The following is a 20,602-nucleotide window of genomic DNA, read 5'->3' on the forward strand; positions in this document are numbered from 1 at the left end:
CACAGGAATGAGGGGGTGAGTGCCCGGCGGCTTGCGTACCGAGATGCTCTAAATTGACGTCCGCGCATTTTCCCGCAGCAAACGGGCGCGGCAATTCCGCACCGCCGTCTCGATGATCGTTGTGGCCGCATTGGGATCGTCGAACACCATGTCGACCTCGATCACCAGGCTGTTCCACAGCAATTCTTCCGCACGGCCATGGTGCCCGTTAAGACGCACGGCGTCCTTGGCCGTTGTCACCAGCTGCAAGTTTTCCTTATCCGCGTCCTGCAGAAGATCGGCGATCTCGTCATCGCTGAAATGGTGATGGTCAGGAAAGGAGCGCTGCAGCACGATTTCGCCACCAAGCCCCTCGACAGTTCGGAAAAACTTGGCGGGATCGGCGATACCAGCATAGGCCAGCACGCGCCTTCCCCTAAAATCCTGCGGTTCCTGCGGCTTTATCGCCGCGACGAAAACCGGTTTGGCGGCCTTTGCCGCGGTTCTGACCAGCGGATCGGCCGCATGGCCGTTGCCGACTTTCAAGAGTCCGGTCATATGCCGCATCTGTTCGGCAAGCGGCGCCCGGACCGGGCCGCCCGGCACAAGATGGCCGTTGCCGATGCCACGCACCGTATCGATAACGACCAACGCATAATCCAGCGTCAGGCGTGCGCTCTGGAAGCCATCATCCATGATGATGAGATCCACGCCCTCCTTCACCAGCCGATGTGCACCTTCCACCCGCTTGCGGGAGATGACCGTCACCGCCTCGCGGGCAAGCAGCAGGGGTTCATCGCCGACATCAGCGGAGCGGTGCTGCGCGGGATCGACGAGGGTCGTGACATCAAGTGTGCCGCCATAACCACGGCTCAGAAAGCCGGGTTTCAGGCCCTTTGCGGCGGCGGCTCGGGCGATTGTCATTGCGGTCGGCGTCTTTCCGGCACCACCAACGGTGAAGTTGCCAATGCAGATGACCGGAACGGAAACGCTCGCCCGTTTTGCCGTGCGCATCCGCCGGCCGGCAATATTGCCGTAGAGAAGGGAAAACGGTGATAACAGCCAGGCTTGCCAGCCTGCTTTCTGCCACCAGAAAGGCGGCGCTTCAGAAACCATATATGCCTGCTCCCGGCCGCATCACCCACGGCATTGCGCTTAAATTCGATAAGTCACATGGGTATTTGCCAGAAAAAACCCTGAATTGCAAAACCCGGCTATACATGCGCAGCTTGTCTCTTCCCATCTTGTGCGACAAGTGGCGCGCACTGCGGGGACATGACCTAAACAACGCGTTCCGGAAGCAGGGTTTCCAGCGCGGTAATATCATCGAAACAATAATGGGCGTCGGCGCCAAGGCTTTCGCGCGAGCCGGTTCCGGTGAGAACGGCAATGCGCAATCCTGCGCCGGCATTTCTCGCCATGTGCAGATCATGATTATTGTCGCCGACCACTGCCACGCGTGCAGGCGCAAGACCAATCGCGTCGCAGAAACCGAGAACCATGCCGGGTTGCGGCTTGGTGCCGTAACCGCTGTCATAACCGGCGACGAAATCGACATCGCTTTCGAAACCGAAACGGATCGCCGTCTGGCGGATGGATTTTTCGTTGTCGCTGGAGGCGATGCCAAGCTTGTAGCCGCGTGCCTTGAGCCTTGCGAAAAATGCCTTGAGATCGGTCACCGGCACGGATTTATCCGCTGCTTCAGTGAATAGCCGGTCGAGCCGCGCAGTCAACTCCACGACATCGCAAGGCGAACCGGCGGCGACGAGACCGGCAGCTATCTCCGCCGTATTGCCGGCAGCCAAAAGACTGTCGGGCACCACATGCCCGGTAACCGGATCCATGCCGCAGGCGGCGAGAAGCTGGTCCGCAAGAACGGGATCGCCCTTGGCCGCAATAGCCGCAAGTTCGCGGTTCACCGGCCCCCAGCTTGCGTCATAACCCAACAGCGTGCCGTCCTTGTCGAAAAGGACTGCGGCAATCGATCGGGTCGCATCAATCTCCATATCCGCTACCATGAACCGATGGCACTCCGCGGTTGCAGCTTGGCGGTGACTGTGAGCGGGTTGATGTAGGGCTCCAGCGCCTTGACGGTGGCGGAAAGCGCGCCGCGCATGTCCTGAATGACCCGGTTGCCGGCATCGATCATCTTGTAGCGTTCATTGTCGTTGACCAAGAGGTAATGCACCGCCTTGGCCAGCATCTCGACATCGCGGACGATGCGCCCGCCGCCGGCGCGGATCAGCTTCTGATAGGCCTCGCGGAAATTCTGTACATGCGCGCCTGACAGTACGGCGCAGCCCAGCATTGCCGGCTCCAGCGGGTTCTGCCCACCCTCGGCCGTCAGCGAACGGCCGACGAAGGCAAGTTCGGTGAGCCTCAGGTAAAGCCCCATTTCGCCAATGGAATCCCCGAGGAAGATATCGGTTTCCGGTGTGATCACGTCGTTGCGGCTTCTGCGCGCCACGGTCAACCCCACGCCCTTCAGCATGGCTTCCACGTCGTCGCCGCGCTCGGGGTGGCGCGGCACGATGATGGTCAATTGACCGTTGCGCGACTTGATCGCCGCATGCACGGTGGCTGCTGCCTTCTCTTCACCGTCGAAGGTGGAGATCGCCGCCCATGTCTTGCGGGTGCCGATCTGCCTGCGATAGTGCTCGAGCAGAGCTTCGTCGCAAGGCGGCGGATCCGTATCGCCCTTGAGGTTGCCGGATATCACCACCGGCCAGGAGCCGAGATCACGGAAGCGTTCGGCATCGACATCGGATTGCGCAACCACCAGCGCCAGCTTGGAAAACAGCGATTCCGCAATGTCGTGCCGGTTGTTCCAGCGGTCGAAGGAACGGTCTGAGAGCCGCGCATTGACCCGGATCTGCGGAATGTGCCGGCGCTCCAGCTCCATCATCGTCACCGGCCAGATTTCCGATTCAGCGGTGATGGCGGCATCCGGTGCCCAGTAGGCGAGGAAACGGTTGACCGCAATCTTGATGTCGAGCGGCACATATTGGTGGATCACATCATCCCCAAGCCGGGTACGGGTCAGCTCGGCCGAGGTGACGGTGCCTGTGGTCAGAAGCACGAAGATATCGCGCTTGCGTATTTCCCGGATCAGCGGAATGAGGGCGAGCGTTTCGCCGACACTTGCGGCATGGAACCAGACGAGCGGGCCACGGGGGCGCTCCGCGCTGGCGTAACCGAAACGTTCTAGACGGCGGCGCTTGTCTTCCTTGCCCTTTGCGGCACGATAGGAAAGATAAGGCCGTGCAAACGGATAAGCGGCGATACCGGCAATCCTGTAACCGGAAAGAGCGAAACGTGCGATACGGCTGCTCATGACATTCTGCCCTTGATCATTCCGCGCAATGCCCTGCCCCTGTTCTTTGTTGTTATCGCCGCCTACTTCTTCTCAAATTGCGTCATTTTTTATCATCGGAAACAAAAGCGCGATCACGTTTTCTCGCAACCGAATTTCCTGCCTGCCATTCCGGGCAGGAATCACGGGAAAACTCGCCTTCACCCAATAGTATTACAACGCAAGGGCAAAAGGACTCAATTTTTATCGTCGGGATTGAGAAGACGGTGCATATGCACGATAAAATAACGCATATGGGCGTTATCAACAGTCATCTGCGCCTTGGATCTCCACGCGGTCAGCGCGGAAGCGTAGTCAGGATAGATGCCGACGATATCGAGTGCATTCAAATCCCGGAACTGAACATCCTGAAGATTTTCCAGTTCGCCGCCGAACACAAGGTGCAGCAGCTGTTTCTGTTTGCCAGATTCCGTCATGTCTTGTCTCTTTCTTAAGCTCTGAGAGCCCCTCATCTGCGGGATTTCCGGGCAAACGTCAACCATCGGACAGATGTGAAAACGCTTTCAAAAGCGCGGGAAGCGCATATTCTGCTGCAGCGCACAATGCGGGGTGGTTTACCTCGCGGCGATTATACATCAGGGGTTTTCCGTCAAGTCCGACCAGACTGCCGCCTGCCCTTTCGAGGATCAGGTCTGCGGCGGCCAGATCCCACTCGTGCGAGTTCGCCTTGACCAGCGTTCCATCGATGCGGCCATCCGCCACCATCGCCAGCCGGTAGGCGAGCGAGGGCACATGCGGAATGCGCTTGACGGTGCTGCGCACCTCTTCCGGCAGATGCGTAATCACGTCTTCAGGTGCGGCCAGATGGAAAACGCCGGTGTTTTCACGGGCGGCTGAAATCGGCTTGCCGTTCTTCAGCGCTTCGCCGCCTTCAAGTGCGGTAAATTCCTCTGCGAGTGCAGGCGCGACAAGCGCGGCAACGACCGGTCGCCCCTCATGCACCACCGCGACGCTGACGCACCAGGTATCCCGCCCACCGATGAAGGCGCGCGTTCCGTCGATGGGATCGATGACGAAGACGGTGGAGCGGGCCAGCCTTGTCGTATCGTCATCCGTCTCTTCCGACAGCCAGCCATATTCCGGCCGGGCGGTACGCAGGATGGTTTCGAGAATTTCGTTTGCCGCGTAATCGGCCGCGCTGACCGGTGAAAGCCCGCCATTCTTCCACCAGACCTCGGGGTCCTTGCGGAAGAAACCGAGGGCCGTCTCGCCCGCCTTGCGTGCGGCTTCGAGGACCAGCCTCAGATCGGAAGCCCAGCGGGCCTCAGCCATATCGTTCATTTTGCCGTCTTTTCCGCGCGCCTCATACGGCGCGCCTGTTTTTCCCTTCGCACTTGCACACAAAGTGCTGGCGAAAACAACCCGCAGGTCGCCTCACTTGCCCGCGATCGTCATGCCTTCGATAGCAAGCGTCGGTGCTGCGACACCGTATTTACGGTCGATATCGTTAGCCGGCGTGACACGCATGAACATGTCCTTCAGGTTCGAAGCGATGGTGACCTCGGAAACCGCGAAGGATTTTTCACCATTCTCGATCCAGAAACCGCTCGCACCGCAGCTATATTCACCCGTGAGCATATTGGCGCCATGGCCAATCAGTTCGGTGACGTAAAAGCCGGTTCCGATGTCCCTCAGCAGATCTTCCGGCGAAATATCGCCTGGCTCCAGCGCGAGATTGGTTGAGGACGGCGATACCGAAGTGCCACCGCGCACGCCGCGACCGTTGGTTTCAAGGCCGAGTTCACGCGCTGCCGAGGTGGAGAGGAACCAATGCTTCAGCACCCCGTCCTCGATCATCGTCATCTTCTCTCCCCGGACACCCTCGCCATCGAAAGGACGCGACGAGGGGCCACGAACAATCTGCGGATCGTCTGTCAGATAAAGGCCCTTTTTCAGAACCTGCTGCCCCATCCTGTCGCGCAGGAAGCTGGTCTTGCGGGCAACGGAAGCGCCATTGATCGCGCCGGCAATGGCGCCGACGAAACCGCGCGCGATGCGGGGATCAAAAACCACGGTAATATTGCTGCCGGTATCGACCTGACGCGGGCCGACCCGCCGCACGACTTTTTCGCCGGCGCGGCGGCCGATCTCTTCGGCTGCATCCAGATCGGCGTAATAGAGGCGGCTGTCGAAATCGTAGTCGCGCTCCATCTTCGTGCCCTCGCCGGCGATGACACTGACGGAACGGCTGAAACGGCTGCCCATGTAGCTGCCGGAAAAACCGTGCGAGGTGGCAAGGACGAGGCCGCCCATGCCGCTCGATGCGCCAGCACCTGAGGAATTGCTGACGCCCTTGACGGCAAGCGCCGCCTCTTCCGAGGCGAGGGCTGCCTCACGCAATTGATCTGTAGAGACCTCGGTCGCATCGAAAAGCTCGAGATCGTCGTAGGAGGTTGCGAGCCGTTCCTTGTCTGCCAGGCAGGCGAAGGGGTCTTCCGGCGAAACCTTCGCCATGGCCACCGCCCGTTCCGCCAGGGTCTTCAGGTCGAAGCCGGGATTGGCCGAAACGCTCGCCACCCGCCGCCCGACGAAAACGCGAAGCGAAAAATCATCGCTTTCGGAGGATTCGGTACTTTCCACCTTGCCAAGCCGGACGCCGACCGATTGCGAGCGAGAGCGGACGACGACGGCATCCGCCTCATCCGCGCCTGCAGCACGGGCAAGATCGACAAGCTCGCTGGCGCGATCGAGAAGTTTGGAAGAATCTATTTCTGAGGACATGAGTTGGCCTTTCATTCCTGTTCCATTTATTGTGCCATCAACCCCGCATCAAGGGCGAAACGCCGCTTTCTCCATCGACAAGGCTTTGTCGCCACCATATTCGAAAGTCAGCCAGCATGACCGAGCACGACGCTCTCTTTTCCGAACCCTTGCTGCTTCTGGCCGGCGCTGTCATTGCGGCGTCGATTTTCCGCAAACTCGGCCTCGGCACCGTGCTCGGTTATCTGGTGGCGGGCATCGTCATCGGGCCGTTCCTGCATCTGGTGACAGACGCGAAAGATATCTTCAACGTCTCGGAACTGGGCGTGGTTTTCCTGCTCTTCATCATTGGCCTCGAACTCAAGCCATCGCGCATATGGCAGATGCGGCGCGATATTTTAGGGCTGGGGCTGGCGCAGGTGCTGGTGACGGGCAGCGTGCTGGCATTGATTGCCTGGTGGGCCGGACTGATCGACGCGCGCGGCAGCCTCGTTGCGGGTTTCGGCCTTGCACTATCCTCCACCGCCTTTGCGTTACAGATTCTTGAAGACGATGGCGACATGAATACGCGGCATGGCAACCGGTCCTTCTCGATCCTGCTGTTTCAGGATCTCGCCATCGTACCGCTTCTCGCCCTTGTCACCATTCTTTCCAACCGCCCGGACGTGCCGACGGATTCGATGGCCTACGATCTCGTCGCCTCCGTTGTCGCGGTGGCGGGCATGGTGTTGGCCGGGCGTTATCTGCTGACGCCGATGTTCCAGATCATCGCCCGCACGGGTGCGCGGGAGGTGATGATCGCCGCCGCCCTCTTCGTCGTCATCGGTGCGGCCGCCATCATGGAGGCGGTTGGGCTTTCGATGGGCATGGGTGCGCTCCTGGCCGGGCTGATGCTGTCGGAATCTTCTTATCGGCACGAGCTGGAAGCCGATATCGAGCCGTTTCGCGGGCTGTTTCTGGCGCTGTTCTTCATGGCTGTCGGCATGTCGCTGCACATCAACATCGTCTACGAGCACATTCTTCTCATCCTGATCGCCGTGCCGGCGATGATGGCTGTGAAGGCGGCCGTAATCTATGGGCTGTGCCGCATCGCCGGTTCGTCCCGTTATGCATCGAGCCGTATCGCGCTGCTGCTGGCGCAGGGCGGCGAATTCGGTTTCGTGCTGTTTTCCACTGCTGCCGCCTCCCGCCTGTTTCCGCAGGCGACGGCTTCCATCCTTGTCGCCATCGTGACGCTTTCCATGGCGCTGACGCCGCTGCTGGCAGTGGTTTCTCGCCGGCTGACGGCGGAGGATGCCGATGAGGACACGCTGGACGAGGATTTTGACGGGGCTGGCGCCGATGTGCTGATGATCGGCTTTTCGCGCTTCGGCCAGATCGCCTCGCAAATCCTGCTTGCCGGTGGGCGCGACGTGACTGTCATCGACAGTTCGGCCGATCGTGTACGTCAGGCTTCCCGCTTCGGTTTCCGCATCTTTTTTGGCGATGGTACACGCAAGGACGTGTTGATCGCGGCCGGCATAGAGCGCGCCGATCTCGTGGCGGTCTGCACCCATAAAAAGGAAGTCACCGACCGCATCATTGACATGATCCAGTCGGAATTTCCAAGCGTGCGCATCTATGCCCGCTCCTATGACCGCATTCATTCCCTCGATCTCAGGAAAAAGGGCGTGGAATACGAAATCCGCGAGACTCTGGAATCCGGCCTGCTATTTGGCCGCCGCATTCTGGAAGGGCTGGACATGGACGGCGAAAGGGCGCTTGCCATTTCCGACGACATACGCGAGCGCGACGAGGAGAGATTGCAGCTACAGGCCGTGGAAGGGCTCGCCGCCGGCAGGCAGATGCTGCACAACAAGCCGGTGCGCGAAGTGAAACCCGAGCCACTGATGAAGCCGAAGAACAAGGTGGAAAAGCGCGAGGAAGAAGAGGACGAAGACGAGGGTGAAATAGCAGTCACCCACTAAGCGGCACGCGCTCGCCCATAGCGAATACTCAAGGAGTACCGCTCAAGCCTCCACGCCCTGCCCGCGATGGAACAGTTCCACCTGCATTTCGATCTGCCGTTTCAGATCATCCTTGATCCCGGCGGAAGCGTTCAGAACTTCTTCCGATTTGAGGAAATCCAGCACGCCAAAACGGTGCACCGGCGGGCGCAGGAAAATATGCGGCGGGCGCAATCTGAGTTTCAGGGCAATGGCCGCCTGCATCATCAGCTGACTGGCGCCGAACAGGCTGTCCAGCCGGTTCGGCATGGTGGTGCCGTCACCTTCAGGGCCGCCAACCACATCGATGCCGACGATGATATCGGCCTGATCCATCAGATGCTCATAGGGCACGGGATTGAAGATGCCGCCATCGATCATGATGCGGCCGTTGACGCGCACCGGCATGAATAGAGCCGGAATAGCCGCAGAAGCCGCCAGCGCCTGAATGATCTCGCCGGTTTCCACCACCACTTCGGTCTGCGCATAATAATCCGTGGTTACCACTTTCAGGGGAATGGCAAGTTCGGAAAAATCCTTCGGCAGGGCTTGCGGCATCAAGGCGTGCAGAATGAGTTCGAGATTGAACTGGCCAAGACGAAAGCCATCGACCGCATGGCGCATGGATGCGGGGCCAAGGCTCCAGAGACGGTTGGCGACCGAACCCTTCCGCCCCATGAGTTCAAGCGTATATTCGCGGATTTCCTTGCCGCTCATGCCGGCCGCCATGCCTGCTGCGATGATGGAGCCGATGGAGGAGCCGGAAAGCGCGACCGGGCGAATGCCTAGTTCGTCGAATGCCTCGATAACGTTGATGTGGCAGATGCCGCGTGCGCCACCGCCGCCGAGCGCCAGGCCGAATGTCGGCTCATGACCGCTCTCGCGGCTGGCATCGATTGCCTCTTGCCCGGCGTGAACCATTGTGACGCTGTCGTTTACACCCTGCTCCATGCCAAATACCCAAGACCCTTTCCACGGCAAAGCCTCTGCCTATTCGGCAAACAAGACAAGACCGTGACGTGACGGGAAAGTGCTGCCGTCAGAGCGTTTTCGCTTTTCTTCAAATCGCGAAAACACTCTAACTCTTTGTTTTGCGGCATTTCCGCACGGAAACCGGGGCCGTTTTTGCTGGAAATGCTCTAGGGCTCGTAGCGGTAGAAGTGCATTTTCGAGTCACCGAAGATGCGGCTTTCGAGCGGTTTGAACACCGGCTCGACATTTACCACAACATCGCCGCGCTCTTCCAGAATGGCGAGCGCACCGGGGGCCAGCCAGCCGCCAGCATGGGCAGCGGCAAATGCCTTCTCCCCGTGGCCCTGGCCATAGGGCGGATCGGCGAAAAGGAGATCGAAGGGCTCGATATTGTTGACGCCGCCAAGCTTGGTCGCGTCACGCCGCAGGATGCGGGCACGCCCATGCAACCCCAGCGCATCGATATTTTCCCACAACAGCCCCCTGCCCTCAACGCCGTTTTCGACGAAGAGCGCCACACGACAGCCACGCGAAAGCGCCTCCAGCCCGACCGCGCCCGTTCCGGCAAAAACGTCCAGAACGCGCGTACCGTCAAGACTTTCCGGATAGGCGTGGCTTAGAATATTGAAGAGGCTTTCCCGTGTCCTGTCGATTGTCGGACGAATGGAATTTGTTTTCGGCGCGGCCAGATTTCGGCCGCGGAACTCACCGCCTACGATCCGCATTACGTGTCATTCCCCTGCCACCAGAAGGTTTGCCACCCGGGCCTTTGCCGCCCGGTTTGCCGCCGCCGGGGCCGCTACCGCCACCGGGGCCTTTGCCCTTGCCTGAAAAACCCGAACGTTCGCCACGTTCACCCGGTTTTCCAAAAGAAGGCTTGCCCGATGCAGGCCTGCCACCGGGTTTGCCGCCCGGTTTTGCGCCTCTTGGCTTGTCACCGAAAGGCCGGTCGCCGCGTGGGCGATCACCGTCTTCGCGGGGCTTGTCGCGGAACGGACGCTCACCGAAAGGTTTCTCACCACGTGCTGTGCGATCTCCGAAGCTCTTCTCGCCGCGGGGGCGGTCGCTGCGCGGGCGATCACCCTCCTCACGTGGCTTGTCACGGAACGGACGGTCGCCAAACGGTTTTCCACCGCGTGCGGTGCGATCTCCGAAGCTCTTCTCGCCGCGAGGACCGTCGCCACGCGGGCGATCTCCCGATTCACGTGGTTTGTCACGGAACGGGCGGTCACCGAAGGATTTCCCGCCGCGATCTCCAAAGCTCTTTCCACCGCGCGGGCCGTCGCCACGTCCACGACCGCCTTCCTCTTCGCGCGGGGAATCCGAACGGATCCACTCGCCCTCGGAATCGGCATGCCTGACGACGTTGCGGCGCGCTTCCGCCTGGGCGGATGGCTTCTTGAACAGGCTTTCCGCTTCCGCGCGGGCAGAAAACTTCCGCTCCTTGCCATCACGGGTGGGCTTTGCGCCGGGCGCCATCCAGACATTGGCCGTGCGGCTGGTGCCCGCGGGCGGGCGGGCGGGGCGGCGTTCTTCGCCATCCTCTTCGCCACGGGTTTTCGCGCCAAATTTCCCGGCAGGTTTGCCACCGAACTTGCCGGCTGGCTTGTCACCGCGCTTGGTGTCGAGACGGCCGAGCGCCTTTTCGCGGCGATCTTCCGGTTTGCCGGCAGCCCTGTCGAACCGCGGCTTGCCTTCCGGCGCATCGCTCTTTGCCCATTCGGACCGGGGCGCGCGCTTGGGCGTATTTTCTTCTTCATCGTCGGCGACAGGCGCATCGTAGATCGGCGCGTCGAAATTGGCGCCGGATTGTTCGATGAGGCGCGGACCAAGCTGGTCACGCAGCATGCGGCCACGCACTTCAAGCACCTTGCCTTCAGGCAGATCGCCAAGCTGGAACGGGCCGTAGGAGATACGGATCAGGCGGTTGACCTCAAGGCCGAGCGCGCCGAGCACGTTCTTGATCTCGCGGTTCTTGCCTTCGCGCAGACCCATGGTGATCCAGACGTTGTGACCCTGGGTGCGGTCGAGCGTCGCGTCGATAGCGCCATAAAGCACGCCGTCGACGGCAATGCCTTCCTTCAGCTTGTCGAGCGCTGCCTGATCGACCTCGCCATGGGCGCGCACGCGGTAGCGGCGCAGCCAGCCGGTCGTCGGCAGTTCCAGCACGCGCGAGAGACCGCCATCATTGGTCAACAGCAGCAGGCCTTCGGTATTGATGTCGAGGCGGCCGATAGAGAGCACACGCGGCAATTCACCCGGCAGATTGTCGAAAACGGTCGGGCGGCCTTCCGGGTCGGAATTGGTCGTCACCAGGCCAGCGGGCTTGTGGTAAAGCCACAGGCGCGTGCGCTCGGCCCCGCGGATGGGCATGCCATCCACTTCGATCTTGTCGGAAAGAGTCGCGTTCATCACCGGAGTGTCCAGCTTGACGCCGTTCAGCGACACGCGGCCTTCCATGATCATGCGCTCGATATCGCGGCGCGAGGCAACGCCGGCGCGCGCCATGATCTTGGAAATGCGCTCTGGCTTGGTGCCCATAACGGCTTCCTGCACCGGAGCCGCCTTGGCTTCTACCGGTTTCTTTTCACGCTCTGCGGCGGTCTTGCCGGGGCCTTTCGGCTTCTTGTCGCGGCTAAAAGTCTTGCCACCGTCACGCTTCGGCTTGTCTTTAAAAGTCATTTGCTGTTTGCCTGTTGTTTGGGCTGTCCTATCAGGTCCAAGCACAAGGGTTAAGAGGAAATTGAAACGCAATGGCCGAAAGGACGCATTTCATGGAACTGGCGCTGGCGGAAGCCCGTGCCGCCGGTGAGCGGCAGGAGGTTCCGATCGGCGCAGTCCTGGTTATGGACGGTCGCGTCATCGCCCGTTCCGGCAATCGCACCCGTGAATTGAACGATGTGACGGCGCATGCCGAAATCGCCGTGATCCGCATGGCCTGCGAGGCGCTGGAACAGGAACGCCTGCCCGGTGCCGATCTCTATGTAACGCTGGAACCCTGCACCATGTGCGCGGCGGCGATCTCGTTTGCCCGCATCCGTCGTCTCTATTACGGTGCGGAAGACCCGAAGGGCGGCGCGGTGCATAGTGGCGTGCGCTTCTTCAGCCAGCCGACATGCCACCACGCGCCTGATGTGTATTCGGGGCTGGCGGAAAGCGAAAGTGCTGAAATTCTGCGGAAATTCTTTCGCGAGAAACGTCTCGACGAATAAGCAGCCGGCGGGAGATGCAATCTTTCCCGCAGGCCATAAGCCCTTCATTTTATCAGAAGGGGTTCCACCAGGGTTTGCCGGTGTTTGCCATCGCCGCTTCTTTCTTACGGCGCTTTTCCTTCTTCTGCTCCGGCTCACCGAGGTCAGTCAGCTGATCCTGCGGAACGCTACGATATTCCTGCGGCGGATCGGTCAGGAACTTGCGCTGGGCGTTGACGACAGAGCCACCCTGGGCATCTGCCTTGGCCTTGCGGAAGGCTTCCCATTTCTGGCTTTCGGTCATCTGGCCGGCCGTGCCATTGCCGGCAAGCAGCGGTGAGCGGTAATGCGGATTGTTCTTATTGGCATCCGCCTCGTCGCGCAGGCGTTCACGGGTCTCTTCCGGCGATTCGACCCATTGCGGGTTGTTTTCGCGGCTCGCCATGTTCTGCTGCGGCGTCGTCAATTGCTCGGCGCGGGACTGGGCGGGGACAACGAGACCGGGACGCGGGCTGTACTTCAGGTTACGTTTTTCCTGATCGTTGCCGGTGATCGAAGTCGCGTTGCCGAGGTCGTCTACAAGCTGTTCTGCCGCAGTCTTGCCCGTACCATAGGTCGGGCTCGTGCAGGCGCTGAGCAGCACGCCTATCGCCGTGATACCTGCAACCGTGCGGAACATGCTCAAACCCTGCGCGTTATCCTGCCCAAAAGCCTTCATCGTCTTCATAAAAACCCTTCCAGCCGTCCGTCCCATTGCGCCAGACATCGTCTTTCGGCAGGCGGTAGCCCGCATTGCCGTGCAAATCCGGCCATTTTCAGGCAGGTGTACCGGATGAAGAGCTAAAGCGCAATTCATCCGGCCATTTTCCTCGCGCATCGGCCCGAAACTCGAAATCGATTTTTCGACAGGAACGATGCGCAGCAGCTTTAAATCATCCCAGCGCGGCAAGCTCGCGCAGTGCCGCCGCATCACGGGCCGAAACCTCCGGATAGTCCGGATCGGAACCGACATCGGTGGTGATACGCCAGGAGCGTGCGCATTTTACGCCTTCCGCCAGCTTCTGCTCGACCACGACCTTTGCGACCTCCGGCAAGCGGAAGCCATCGGCAGGGCCTTCATCGCCGACCACCGAAATGGCCGAGGTGATGCAGATTTCGGCAAAATCCTGCCCGGAGAGAGCCGCCAGAAGATCGGCGTCGGCAATGTGCACGACGGGCGCTGCCTCAAGCGAGGAGCCGATACGCTTTTCACGGCGTTCCACTTCGAGCGCACCGGTGACGACCGTGCGGACCTTGCGGATTTTCTCCCACTTCGCTTCCAGCGCGTCGTTGTTCCACTCCGCCGGAATTTCCGGGAACTGGGCGAGATGCACAGATTCCGCATCCGGATAGCGCGAAAGCCATGCTTCTTCAGTGGTGAAGGGCAGCATGGGCGCAAGCCATGTGACGAGGCAATCGAACAGCTTGGCGATGACCGACAGCGATGCACGGCGCTTCAGCGACGACGGCGCGTCACAATAAAGCGTGTCCTTGCGGATGTCGAAGTAGAAGGCCGACAGCTCCACATTTGCGAAATCGATCAGGGCGCGGGCGATCTTCTTGAAGTCGAAGGCGTCGTACCCGTCGCGCACGACCTTATCCAGCTCGGACAGGCGGTGCAGTACCAGCTTTTCCAGTTCCGGCAGATCGGCATAGGCGATCTCCTCGCCCTTATCGTGGGCAAGCGTGCCGAGCATCCAGCGCACGGTGTTGCGCAGCTTGCGATACGCGTCGATATTGGTCTGGATGATGGCCTTGCCCAGACGCTGGTCTTCCCAGTAATCGGTCGTCATGACCCACAGGCGCAGGATATCCGCGCCGGACTCTTTCATCACGTCCTGTGGTGCAACAACGTTGCCGAGAGACTTGGACTGCTTGCGGCCCTGCTCGTCCATGGTGAAGCCATGGGTGACGACGGCGTTATAGGGCGCGCGGCCACGCGTCGCGCAGCTTTCCAGCAGCGACGAATGGAACCAGCCGCGATGCTGGTCCGAGCCTTCGAGATAGACATCCGCCGGCCACTTCATGTCCGGGCGGTCTTCCAGCGTGAAGGTATGGGTGCAGCCGCTATCGAACCACACATCGAGGATGTCCATGACCTGCTGCCATTTGGCGTGGTCATGGTCATTGCCGAGGAAACGTTCCTTGGCGCCTTCGGCGAACCAGGCATCCGCACCTTCAGCCTCGAAGGCCTCGAGGATGCGGGCGTTGACAGCCTCGTCGACCAGAACCTCACCCTGCTCGTCGGCGAAGACCGCGATCGGCACGCCCCAGCTGCGCTGGCGTGACAGAACCCAGTCGGGCCGCCCTTCGATCATGGCGCGCAGGCGGTTCTGGCCGGATGCCGGAACGAAACGGGTCTGGTCGATGGCATCAAGCGAACGCGAGCGCAGCGTCGTGCCGTCGCCCAGTTCCTTGTCCATATAGACAAACCACTGCGGCGTGTTGCGGAAGATCACCGGCTTCTTGGAGCGCCAGCTATGCGGATAGCTGTGCTTCAGACGGCCGCGCGCGAACAGGTTGTTGGCCGCGATCAGCGCCTTGATGACGCGCTCGTTGGCATCGCCCTTCTTGCCGTTATCATCCATGACGCGGGCCGCACCGCCTTCGGCAGACGGGCCGAAACCGGGTGCGTCCTCGGTGTAGAAACCGTCATCGCCAACGGGGAACGGGATGGCCGGCGAAACGCCGCGCGCTTCCAGCTCACGCTGATGCGCGGTCCAGACGTCAAAGTCCTCGCGGCCATGGCTCGGCGCGGTGTGCACGAAGCCCGTGCCTGCATCGTCGGTGACGTGGTCGCCATCGAGAAGCGGAACCGGGAAATCGTAGCCAAGCGACGCCAAAGGATGGGCGCAGGTGATGGCGGCCAGTTCTTCAGCTTTCACATCGCGCACGAACTTGAAGGTCACCTTCGCCTTGGCAGCAGCCTCATCGGCAAGCTTTCTGGCGAAGATCAGCTTTTCACCCGGCTGCGGCCCGAAATCGTTCTGCGCGCTTTCGACTTCGAACAGGCCATATTCGACCCGCGAGGAGAAGGCGATGGCGCGGTTGCCGGGGATGGTCCACGGCGTGGTTGTCCAGATGACGACAGAGACGCCGGAAAGAGCTGGCGCAGCGTCCTTCACCGGGAACTTCACCCAGATCATGTCGCTTTCAACGTCGTGATACTCGACCTCGGCTTCCGCCAGCGCCGTGCGCTCGACAACCGACCACATGATCGGCTTGGAACCGCGATAGAGCTGGCCGCTCTTGGCGATCTTCAGCAGTTCGCCGGCGATGCGGGCTTCCGCGTGGAAGTTCATGGTTGTGTAGGGGTTTTCGAAGTCACCCTCGATGCCGAGGCGCTTGAACTCTTCTGACTGAACCTTGATCCAGCCAGCCGCGAACTCGCGGCACTCCTTGCGGAATTCGTTGACCGGAACCTCGTCCTTGTTCTTGCCCTTGGCGCGGTAGGCTTCCTCGATCTTCCATTCGATCGGCAGGCCGTGGCAATCCCAGCCGGGCACGTAATTGGCATCGTAACCGCGCATCTGGAACGAGCGGGTGATGACGTCTTTCAGGATCTTGTTCAGCGCATGGCCGATGTGGATGTTGCCGTTGGCATAGGGCGGGCCATCATGCAGCACGAATTTCTCGCGACCGGCGGCGGAGGCGCGGAGCTTTTTATACAGCCCCATTTCCTGCCAGCGCTTCACCGTTTCCGGTTCTTTCTGCGGCAGGCCGGCACGCATCGGGAAATCCGTCTGCGGCAAATAGAGGGTCGAGGAATAGTCGAATTTTTCTGCGGTGTCGCTCATAATTGTACCGTTGTTGCGCGCCGTGTCGGTCGCGCCGTCTCAATTTCAAAGAGGGCAAATACGGAAAGCGCCATGTCAAATGCCATGACGAGCGCCAAAATCCCGGACCTTCCGGCTCTTCAGAGCGGGCGGAAGGCCGGGCCAATAATTCGGCCTATCTGAACTTTAAACAGCAACCGGTATTGGGACATGGCCGGTTGTTTATGCGGTTTTCCGGCAAAAAGGAAGTGAAAAGCGACGACAATCCGGGACAGGATTATCTGCCCGCTCAAAATGCTATCTTCGCATCCAATTCACTGAGCGGCCGCACGCCTGACAGCATCGCCCGCGCCTCTTCCTCATCCCGCCTGATCTGCGCGACCAGCGGGTCCAAGCCGTCAAATTTCAGCTCGTCACGCAGGTGCCCGAAGAAGGATACCGAACAGACCTCACCGTAGAGATCACCGGAAAAATCGAAGACGTAGGTTTCCAGAAGTGCCGCACCGTTATCGGTGACCGTCGGGCGGTAACCGAAGCTTGCAACGCCATCGTAAATCGCTCCGTCGGGGCGGCGGAACCGCACGGCATAGATGCCGGCTTTCAGCTCCGTTTCGGGTGAAAGCGCCATGTTGGCCGTTGGGTAACCCAGAGTTCGCCCCAGCTTCTGGCCGCCGATGACTTCACTTTCCACCGTGAAACGATACCCGAGTTGTCCGGCGGCACCTGCCACATCTCCGTCGCACAGAAGCGAGCGGATACGGCTCGATGAGACGACATCCGCGCCCTCGTCGCGAAAGGCATCCACGAGCGTCACGTCGAAGCCGTTGCGCTTGCCGGCCGCCATCAGAAATGCCGGGCCACCTTCGCGGCCCTTGCCGAAATGAAAATCAAAGCCGGTGACGACTGCGCTGGCGCCCAGCCAGTCGACCAGAATGGAATTGACGAACTCTTCCGCCGAGCGCTGCGAAAACTCGCGGTCGAAGGGGTATTCGATGACCGAGCGGAAACCGATGGCCTCGAGAATACGTGCCTTCAACGGCGCAGGCGTCAGGCGGAAGACCGGCGTTTCAGGGCGGAAGACGGAACGGGGATGCGGTTCGAAGGTCAGCACGAGTGCCGGAACGCCACGCGCCTCGGCCAGTTCCAGCGCCCGGTCCAGAACGGCGCGGTGGCCGCGATGCACACCATCGAAATTGCCGATCGCGATGACGCCGCCGCGCAAGCCTTCAGGCAGCGGCTCCTTTTTTTCATTGCGATGAAAGACGGTCATTGCAGTCGATCCATTGTTTACGCCGGCTTACGCCAGACGTTTCCTAGGCAAGGCGGGGCATCCACCAGCCGGGAGCCGCGCCCTGCCCCTTCAGATAGGCGTTCAGAAGCGCCTCGTCCGTCTGGCCATTCAGCGTATATTCGGCGGCGTGAATGCCGCCGCTGATATAAAGAAGGTTGAGGCCGCTCGCAATTGCGCCCTTCACATCCGTCGGCATGCCATCGCCAATGGCGAGCACGCGATCCTTCGGGAAATCGCCGCGCACTTCTTTCGCCGCCGCGAGGCAGGCTTCATAGATCGGCGCGTGCGGTTTGCCGGCAATACGGACTTCGCCGCCAAGCTGTTCGTAATATGCGGCCATGGCGCCGGCGCAGGGAATGATGCGCTCGCCGCGCTCTACCACCAGATCGGGGTTGGCGCAGATCATCGGCGCCTTGCGGGCGATGAAGCCTTTCAACATTTCCGTATAGTCTTCCGGCGTTTCCGTCTCGTCATCGAAGAAACCGGTGCAGACGACGGATTCCGCTTCCGCCTCGCCGACCCGTTCGACATCGAGACCTTCCAGCAGCGGCATGTCACGCTCGGGGCCGAGCAGAAAGACTTTTCTTGGGCCTTCCGCGATCAGGCCCCGGGTGACGTCTCCCGATGTGATGATGCGGTCATAGGCCTCATCCGGCACGCCGAGAACGCGAAGCTGGGCGATGACACCGGGGGCCGGACGCGGCGAATTGGTGATGAGCACCACGGTCTTGCCGGCCTTGCGCGCGTCGTGCAGCGCAACCGCCGCATCCGGGAAAGCGCTAACGCCATTATGCAGCACGCCCCAGACATCCGAAAGAACAACGTCGAACCCATCAGTGATTTCGCCGAGGGTGAGAATGCGATGGGCCATGATATGCTTTCCGGGTGCGAAAAAAGGGTGTGCGTCACATGGCAAAGCAGGACGCCGATGGCAAGGAAAAAAGCGGTGCCAGACCTGCCTCCGGCCCACCGGCCACCATCCGAACATAAAACCCCTCTACGCCAAAAACGAAGGTTGCCTGAAAAAGAGCGATCTGTCCTCGCCCGTCAGAGCGTGGAAATTTTCTGTCATGGAACGCTGGTAACCATAGGCCGTGAAATTTTTCCGGCAGTGCGTTCTTGACTCCGGGGGGACGCCTCCTTATCTCGGCTTTGCTGGCACTCCAACAAGAGGAGTGCTAACACCCATCACGTGAACCTGCAAAAGGTTCCTGAAGTCATTTGATCGAGGGATTAGGCAATGACAAGCACCAATTTCCGCCCGCTTCATGATCGCGTCGTCGTTCGTCGCGTTGAGTCCGAAGCAAAGACCAAGGGCGGCATCATCATTCCCGATACCGCCAAGGAAAAGCCGCAGGAAGGCGAAATCGTCGCCGTCGGTTCCGGCGCTCGCGATGAGGCCGGCAAGGTCGTCGCTCTCGACGTCAAGGTTGGCGATCGCGTCCTGTTCGGCAAGTGGTCGGGCACCGAAGTCAAGCTCGACGGCGAAGACCTTCTGATCATGAAGGAAGCCGACATCATGGGTATCATCGGCTGATTTCGCCGCACCCATCGTTTCCTTAAATTTCAAGCCGGACCCCGTCCGGCCATTCGAAACCAGGAGTTTTGAAAATGGCAGCCAAAGAAGTCAAATTCGGCCGCACAGCGCGCGAAAAGATGCTCAAGGGCGTCGACATTCTCGCTGATGCAGTGAAGGTCACCCTCGGCCCGAAGGGTCGTAACGTCGTTATCGACAAGTCCTTCGGCGCACCGCGCATCACCAAGGACGGCGTTTCGGTCGCCAAGGAAATCGAACTCGAAGACAAGTTCGAGAACATGGGCGCACAGCTCGTTCGCGAAGTTGCCTCCAAGACCAACGACATCGCCGGTGACGGCACCACCACCGCAACGGTTCTGGCCCAGGCCATCGTTCGCGAAGGTGCAAAGGCAGTTGCTGCCGGCATGAACCCGATGGACCTCAAGCGCGGTATCGATCTGGCTGTTGCTGAAGTCGTAAAGGACCTTCAGGCCAAGGCCAAGAAGATCAACACTTCGGAAGAAGTTGCACAGGTCGGCACGATCTCTGCAAACGGCGAGCGTCAGATCGGTCTCGACATTGCTGAAGCAATGCAGCGCGTCGGCAACGAAGGCGTTATCACCGTTGAAGAAGCCAAGACCGCTGAAACCGAACTCGAAGTCGTCGAAGGCATGCAGTTCGACCGCGGCTACCTGTCGCCTTACTTCGTGACCAACCCGGAAAAGATGGTTGCGGACCTCGAAGACGCATACATCCTTCTGCACGAAAAGAAGCTCTCGAACCTCCAGGCCATGCTGCCTGTTCTCGAAGCTGTCGTTCAGACCGGCAAGCCGCTCGTCATCATCGCTGAAGACGTAGAAGGCGAAGCCCTTGCAACGCTCGTCGTCAACAAGCTGCGTGGCGGCCTCAAGATCGCTGCTGTCAAGGCTCCTGGCTTCGGCGACCGCCGCAAGGCCATGCTGGAAGACATCGCCATCCTGACCGGTGGTACCGTCATTTCCGAAGATCTCGGCATCAAGCTCGAAAGCGTTACCCTCGACATGCTCGGCAAGTCGAAGAAGGTTTCGATCTCCAAGGAAAACACCACGATCGTTGACGGTGCTGGCCAGAAGTCCGACATCGAAGGCCGTGTTGCCCAGATCAAGGCGCAGATCGAAGAAACCACTTCCGACTACGACCGCGAAAAGCTGCAGGAACGTCTTGCCAAGCTCGCTGGCGGCGTTGCCGTGATCCGCGTTGGCGGTTCGACCGAAGTTGAAGTGAAGGAAAAGAAGGACCGCATCGACGACGCTCTCAACGCGACGCGCGCTGCTGTTCAGGAAGGCATCGTACCGGGCGGCGGCGTTGCCCTGCTGCGTTCTTCCACGAAGATCACCGTCAAGGGTGAGAACGACGACCAGGAAGCCGGCATCAACATCGTCCGCAAGGCTCTGCAGTCTCTGGTTCGCCAGATTGCAGAAAACGCAGGTGACGAAGCTTCCATCGTTGTTGGCAAGATCCTCGACCGGAACGAAGACAACTACGGCTACAACGCCCAGACCGGCGAATATGGCGACCTGATCCAGCTCGGCATCGTCGACCCGGTCAAGGTTGTTCGCACGGCTCTGCAGAACGCGGCTTCGGTTGCTTCGCTGCTGATCACCACCGAAGCCATGATCGCCGAACTTCCTAAGAAGGAATCGGCAATGCCCCAGATGCCTGGCGGCGGCATGGGCGGCATGGACTTCTAATCAGTCCTGTCACTGGAATACGAAAGGGCGGTCTTCGGATCGCCCTTTTT

Annotated in this window: 17 protein-coding genes; 4 read left to right on the forward strand and 13 right to left on the reverse strand. The window is 60.3% G+C overall.

The genetic code is table 11. The features are described 5' to 3' along the window. Positions 1–48: 48 nt before the first annotated feature. From lpxK to F617_RS0101645, 6 genes are all read right to left on the reverse strand, one after another. Positions 49–1,095 carry a tetraacyldisaccharide 4'-kinase gene (lpxK, locus tag F617_RS0101620; protein ID WP_019564231.1) on the reverse strand — a complete coding sequence of 349 codons (1,047 nt, stop codon included), beginning with the start codon at positions 1,093–1,095 and terminating at the stop codon, positions 49–51. Between the two features lie 164 nt (positions 1,096–1,259). After that, entirely contained in the window at positions 1,260–1,997 is a 738-nt protein-coding gene (locus tag F617_RS0101625; RefSeq protein WP_019564232.1) for an HAD family hydrolase, read from the reverse strand. Continuing rightward, complete coding sequence (gene waaA / locus F617_RS0101630) at positions 1,991–3,313, reverse strand: lipid IV(A) 3-deoxy-D-manno-octulosonic acid transferase (protein ID WP_019564233.1); 1,323 nt, start codon at positions 3,311–3,313, stop codon at positions 1,991–1,993. The genes F617_RS0101625 and waaA overlap by 7 nt, the downstream gene beginning before the upstream one ends. 215 nt (positions 3,314–3,528) lie before the next feature. Then, positions 3,529–3,768 (reverse strand): DUF4170 domain-containing protein, encoded by a 240-nt coding sequence (locus tag F617_RS0101635; RefSeq protein ID WP_019564234.1) that lies wholly within the window; start codon positions 3,766–3,768, stop codon positions 3,529–3,531. A gap of 58 nt (positions 3,769–3,826) precedes the next feature. Next, complete coding sequence (locus F617_RS0101640; RefSeq protein WP_004432172.1) at positions 3,827–4,633, reverse strand: 3'(2'),5'-bisphosphate nucleotidase CysQ; 807 nt, start codon at positions 4,631–4,633, stop codon at positions 3,827–3,829. Between the two features lie 93 nt (positions 4,634–4,726). Continuing rightward, positions 4,727–6,073 (reverse strand): TldD/PmbA family protein, encoded by a 1,347-nt coding sequence (locus F617_RS0101645; RefSeq protein WP_019564235.1) that lies wholly within the window; start codon positions 6,071–6,073, stop codon positions 4,727–4,729. A gap of 116 nt (positions 6,074–6,189) precedes the next feature. On the opposite strand from F617_RS0101645, the gene F617_RS0101650 reads away from it, so the two are divergent. After that, positions 6,190–8,019 (forward strand): monovalent cation:proton antiporter-2 (CPA2) family protein, encoded by a 1,830-nt coding sequence (locus F617_RS0101650; RefSeq protein ID WP_004432178.1) that lies wholly within the window; start codon positions 6,190–6,192, stop codon positions 8,017–8,019. A 42-nt stretch (positions 8,020–8,061) separates the two neighbouring features. On the opposite strand, the gene F617_RS0101655 is transcribed toward F617_RS0101650, so the two are convergent. The 3 genes from F617_RS0101655 to F617_RS0101665 all read right to left on the reverse strand — a co-directional run bounded on the left by F617_RS0101655 (position 8,062) and on the right by F617_RS0101665 (position 11,691). Then, the gene (locus F617_RS0101655; RefSeq protein WP_013635561.1) at positions 8,062–8,988 is read right to left on the reverse strand and encodes a patatin-like phospholipase family protein; all 927 of its coding nucleotides are present in this window, start codon (positions 8,986–8,988) and stop codon (positions 8,062–8,064) included. Positions 8,989–9,176: 188 nt separating this feature from the next. Continuing rightward, positions 9,177–9,734 carry a 16S rRNA (guanine(966)-N(2))-methyltransferase RsmD gene (gene rsmD, locus F617_RS0101660; protein ID WP_004432183.1) on the reverse strand — a complete coding sequence of 186 codons (558 nt, stop codon included), beginning with the start codon at positions 9,732–9,734 and terminating at the stop codon, positions 9,177–9,179. Further along, positions 9,715–11,691, reverse strand: coding sequence for a pseudouridine synthase (locus tag F617_RS0101665; RefSeq protein WP_019564236.1), 1,977 nt, complete (start codon positions 11,689–11,691; stop codon positions 9,715–9,717). Before F617_RS0101665 ends, rsmD begins: the two co-directional genes overlap by 20 nt. 71 nt (positions 11,692–11,762) lie before the next feature. Between F617_RS0101665 and F617_RS0101670 the strand changes: the two genes are divergently transcribed. After that, complete coding sequence (locus tag F617_RS0101670) at positions 11,763–12,221, forward strand: nucleoside deaminase (RefSeq protein WP_013635558.1); 459 nt, start codon at positions 11,763–11,765, stop codon at positions 12,219–12,221. A 52-nt stretch (positions 12,222–12,273) separates the two neighbouring features. On the opposite strand, the gene F617_RS0101675 is transcribed toward F617_RS0101670, so the two are convergent. From F617_RS0101675 to F617_RS0101690, 4 genes are all read right to left on the reverse strand, one after another. Next, positions 12,274–12,927, reverse strand: coding sequence for a hypothetical protein (locus tag F617_RS0101675; RefSeq protein WP_019564237.1), 654 nt, complete (start codon positions 12,925–12,927; stop codon positions 12,274–12,276). Between the two features lie 205 nt (positions 12,928–13,132). Beyond that, positions 13,133–16,036: an isoleucine--tRNA ligase gene (ileS, locus tag F617_RS0101680; RefSeq protein ID WP_019564238.1), complete on the reverse strand. Its 2,904-nt coding sequence runs from the start codon at positions 16,034–16,036 to the stop codon at positions 13,133–13,135. A gap of 268 nt (positions 16,037–16,304) precedes the next feature. Further along, complete coding sequence (locus F617_RS0101685) at positions 16,305–17,285, reverse strand: bifunctional riboflavin kinase/FAD synthetase (protein WP_019564239.1); 981 nt, start codon at positions 17,283–17,285, stop codon at positions 16,305–16,307. A 43-nt stretch (positions 17,286–17,328) separates the two neighbouring features. Then, positions 17,329–18,177, reverse strand: coding sequence for a TIGR01459 family HAD-type hydrolase (locus F617_RS0101690; RefSeq protein ID WP_004432196.1), 849 nt, complete (start codon positions 18,175–18,177; stop codon positions 17,329–17,331). Positions 18,178–18,546: 369 nt separating this feature from the next. Between F617_RS0101690 and groES the strand changes: the two genes are divergently transcribed. Together groES and groL are read left to right on the forward strand one after the other, a co-directional pair. After that, positions 18,547–18,843, forward strand: coding sequence for a co-chaperone GroES (groES, locus tag F617_RS0101700; RefSeq protein ID WP_003494080.1), 297 nt, complete (start codon positions 18,547–18,549; stop codon positions 18,841–18,843). A gap of 74 nt (positions 18,844–18,917) precedes the next feature. After that, the gene (gene groL, locus F617_RS0101705; protein WP_004432205.1) at positions 18,918–20,552 is read left to right on the forward strand and encodes a chaperonin GroEL; all 1,635 of its coding nucleotides are present in this window, start codon (positions 18,918–18,920) and stop codon (positions 20,550–20,552) included. Positions 20,553–20,602 lie beyond the last annotated feature (50 nt).

The sequence above is a fragment of the Agrobacterium sp. 10MFCol1.1 genome (genome assembly GCF_000381165.1).
GTDB classification, from domain to species: domain Bacteria; phylum Pseudomonadota; class Alphaproteobacteria; order Rhizobiales; family Rhizobiaceae; genus Agrobacterium; species Agrobacterium tumefaciens.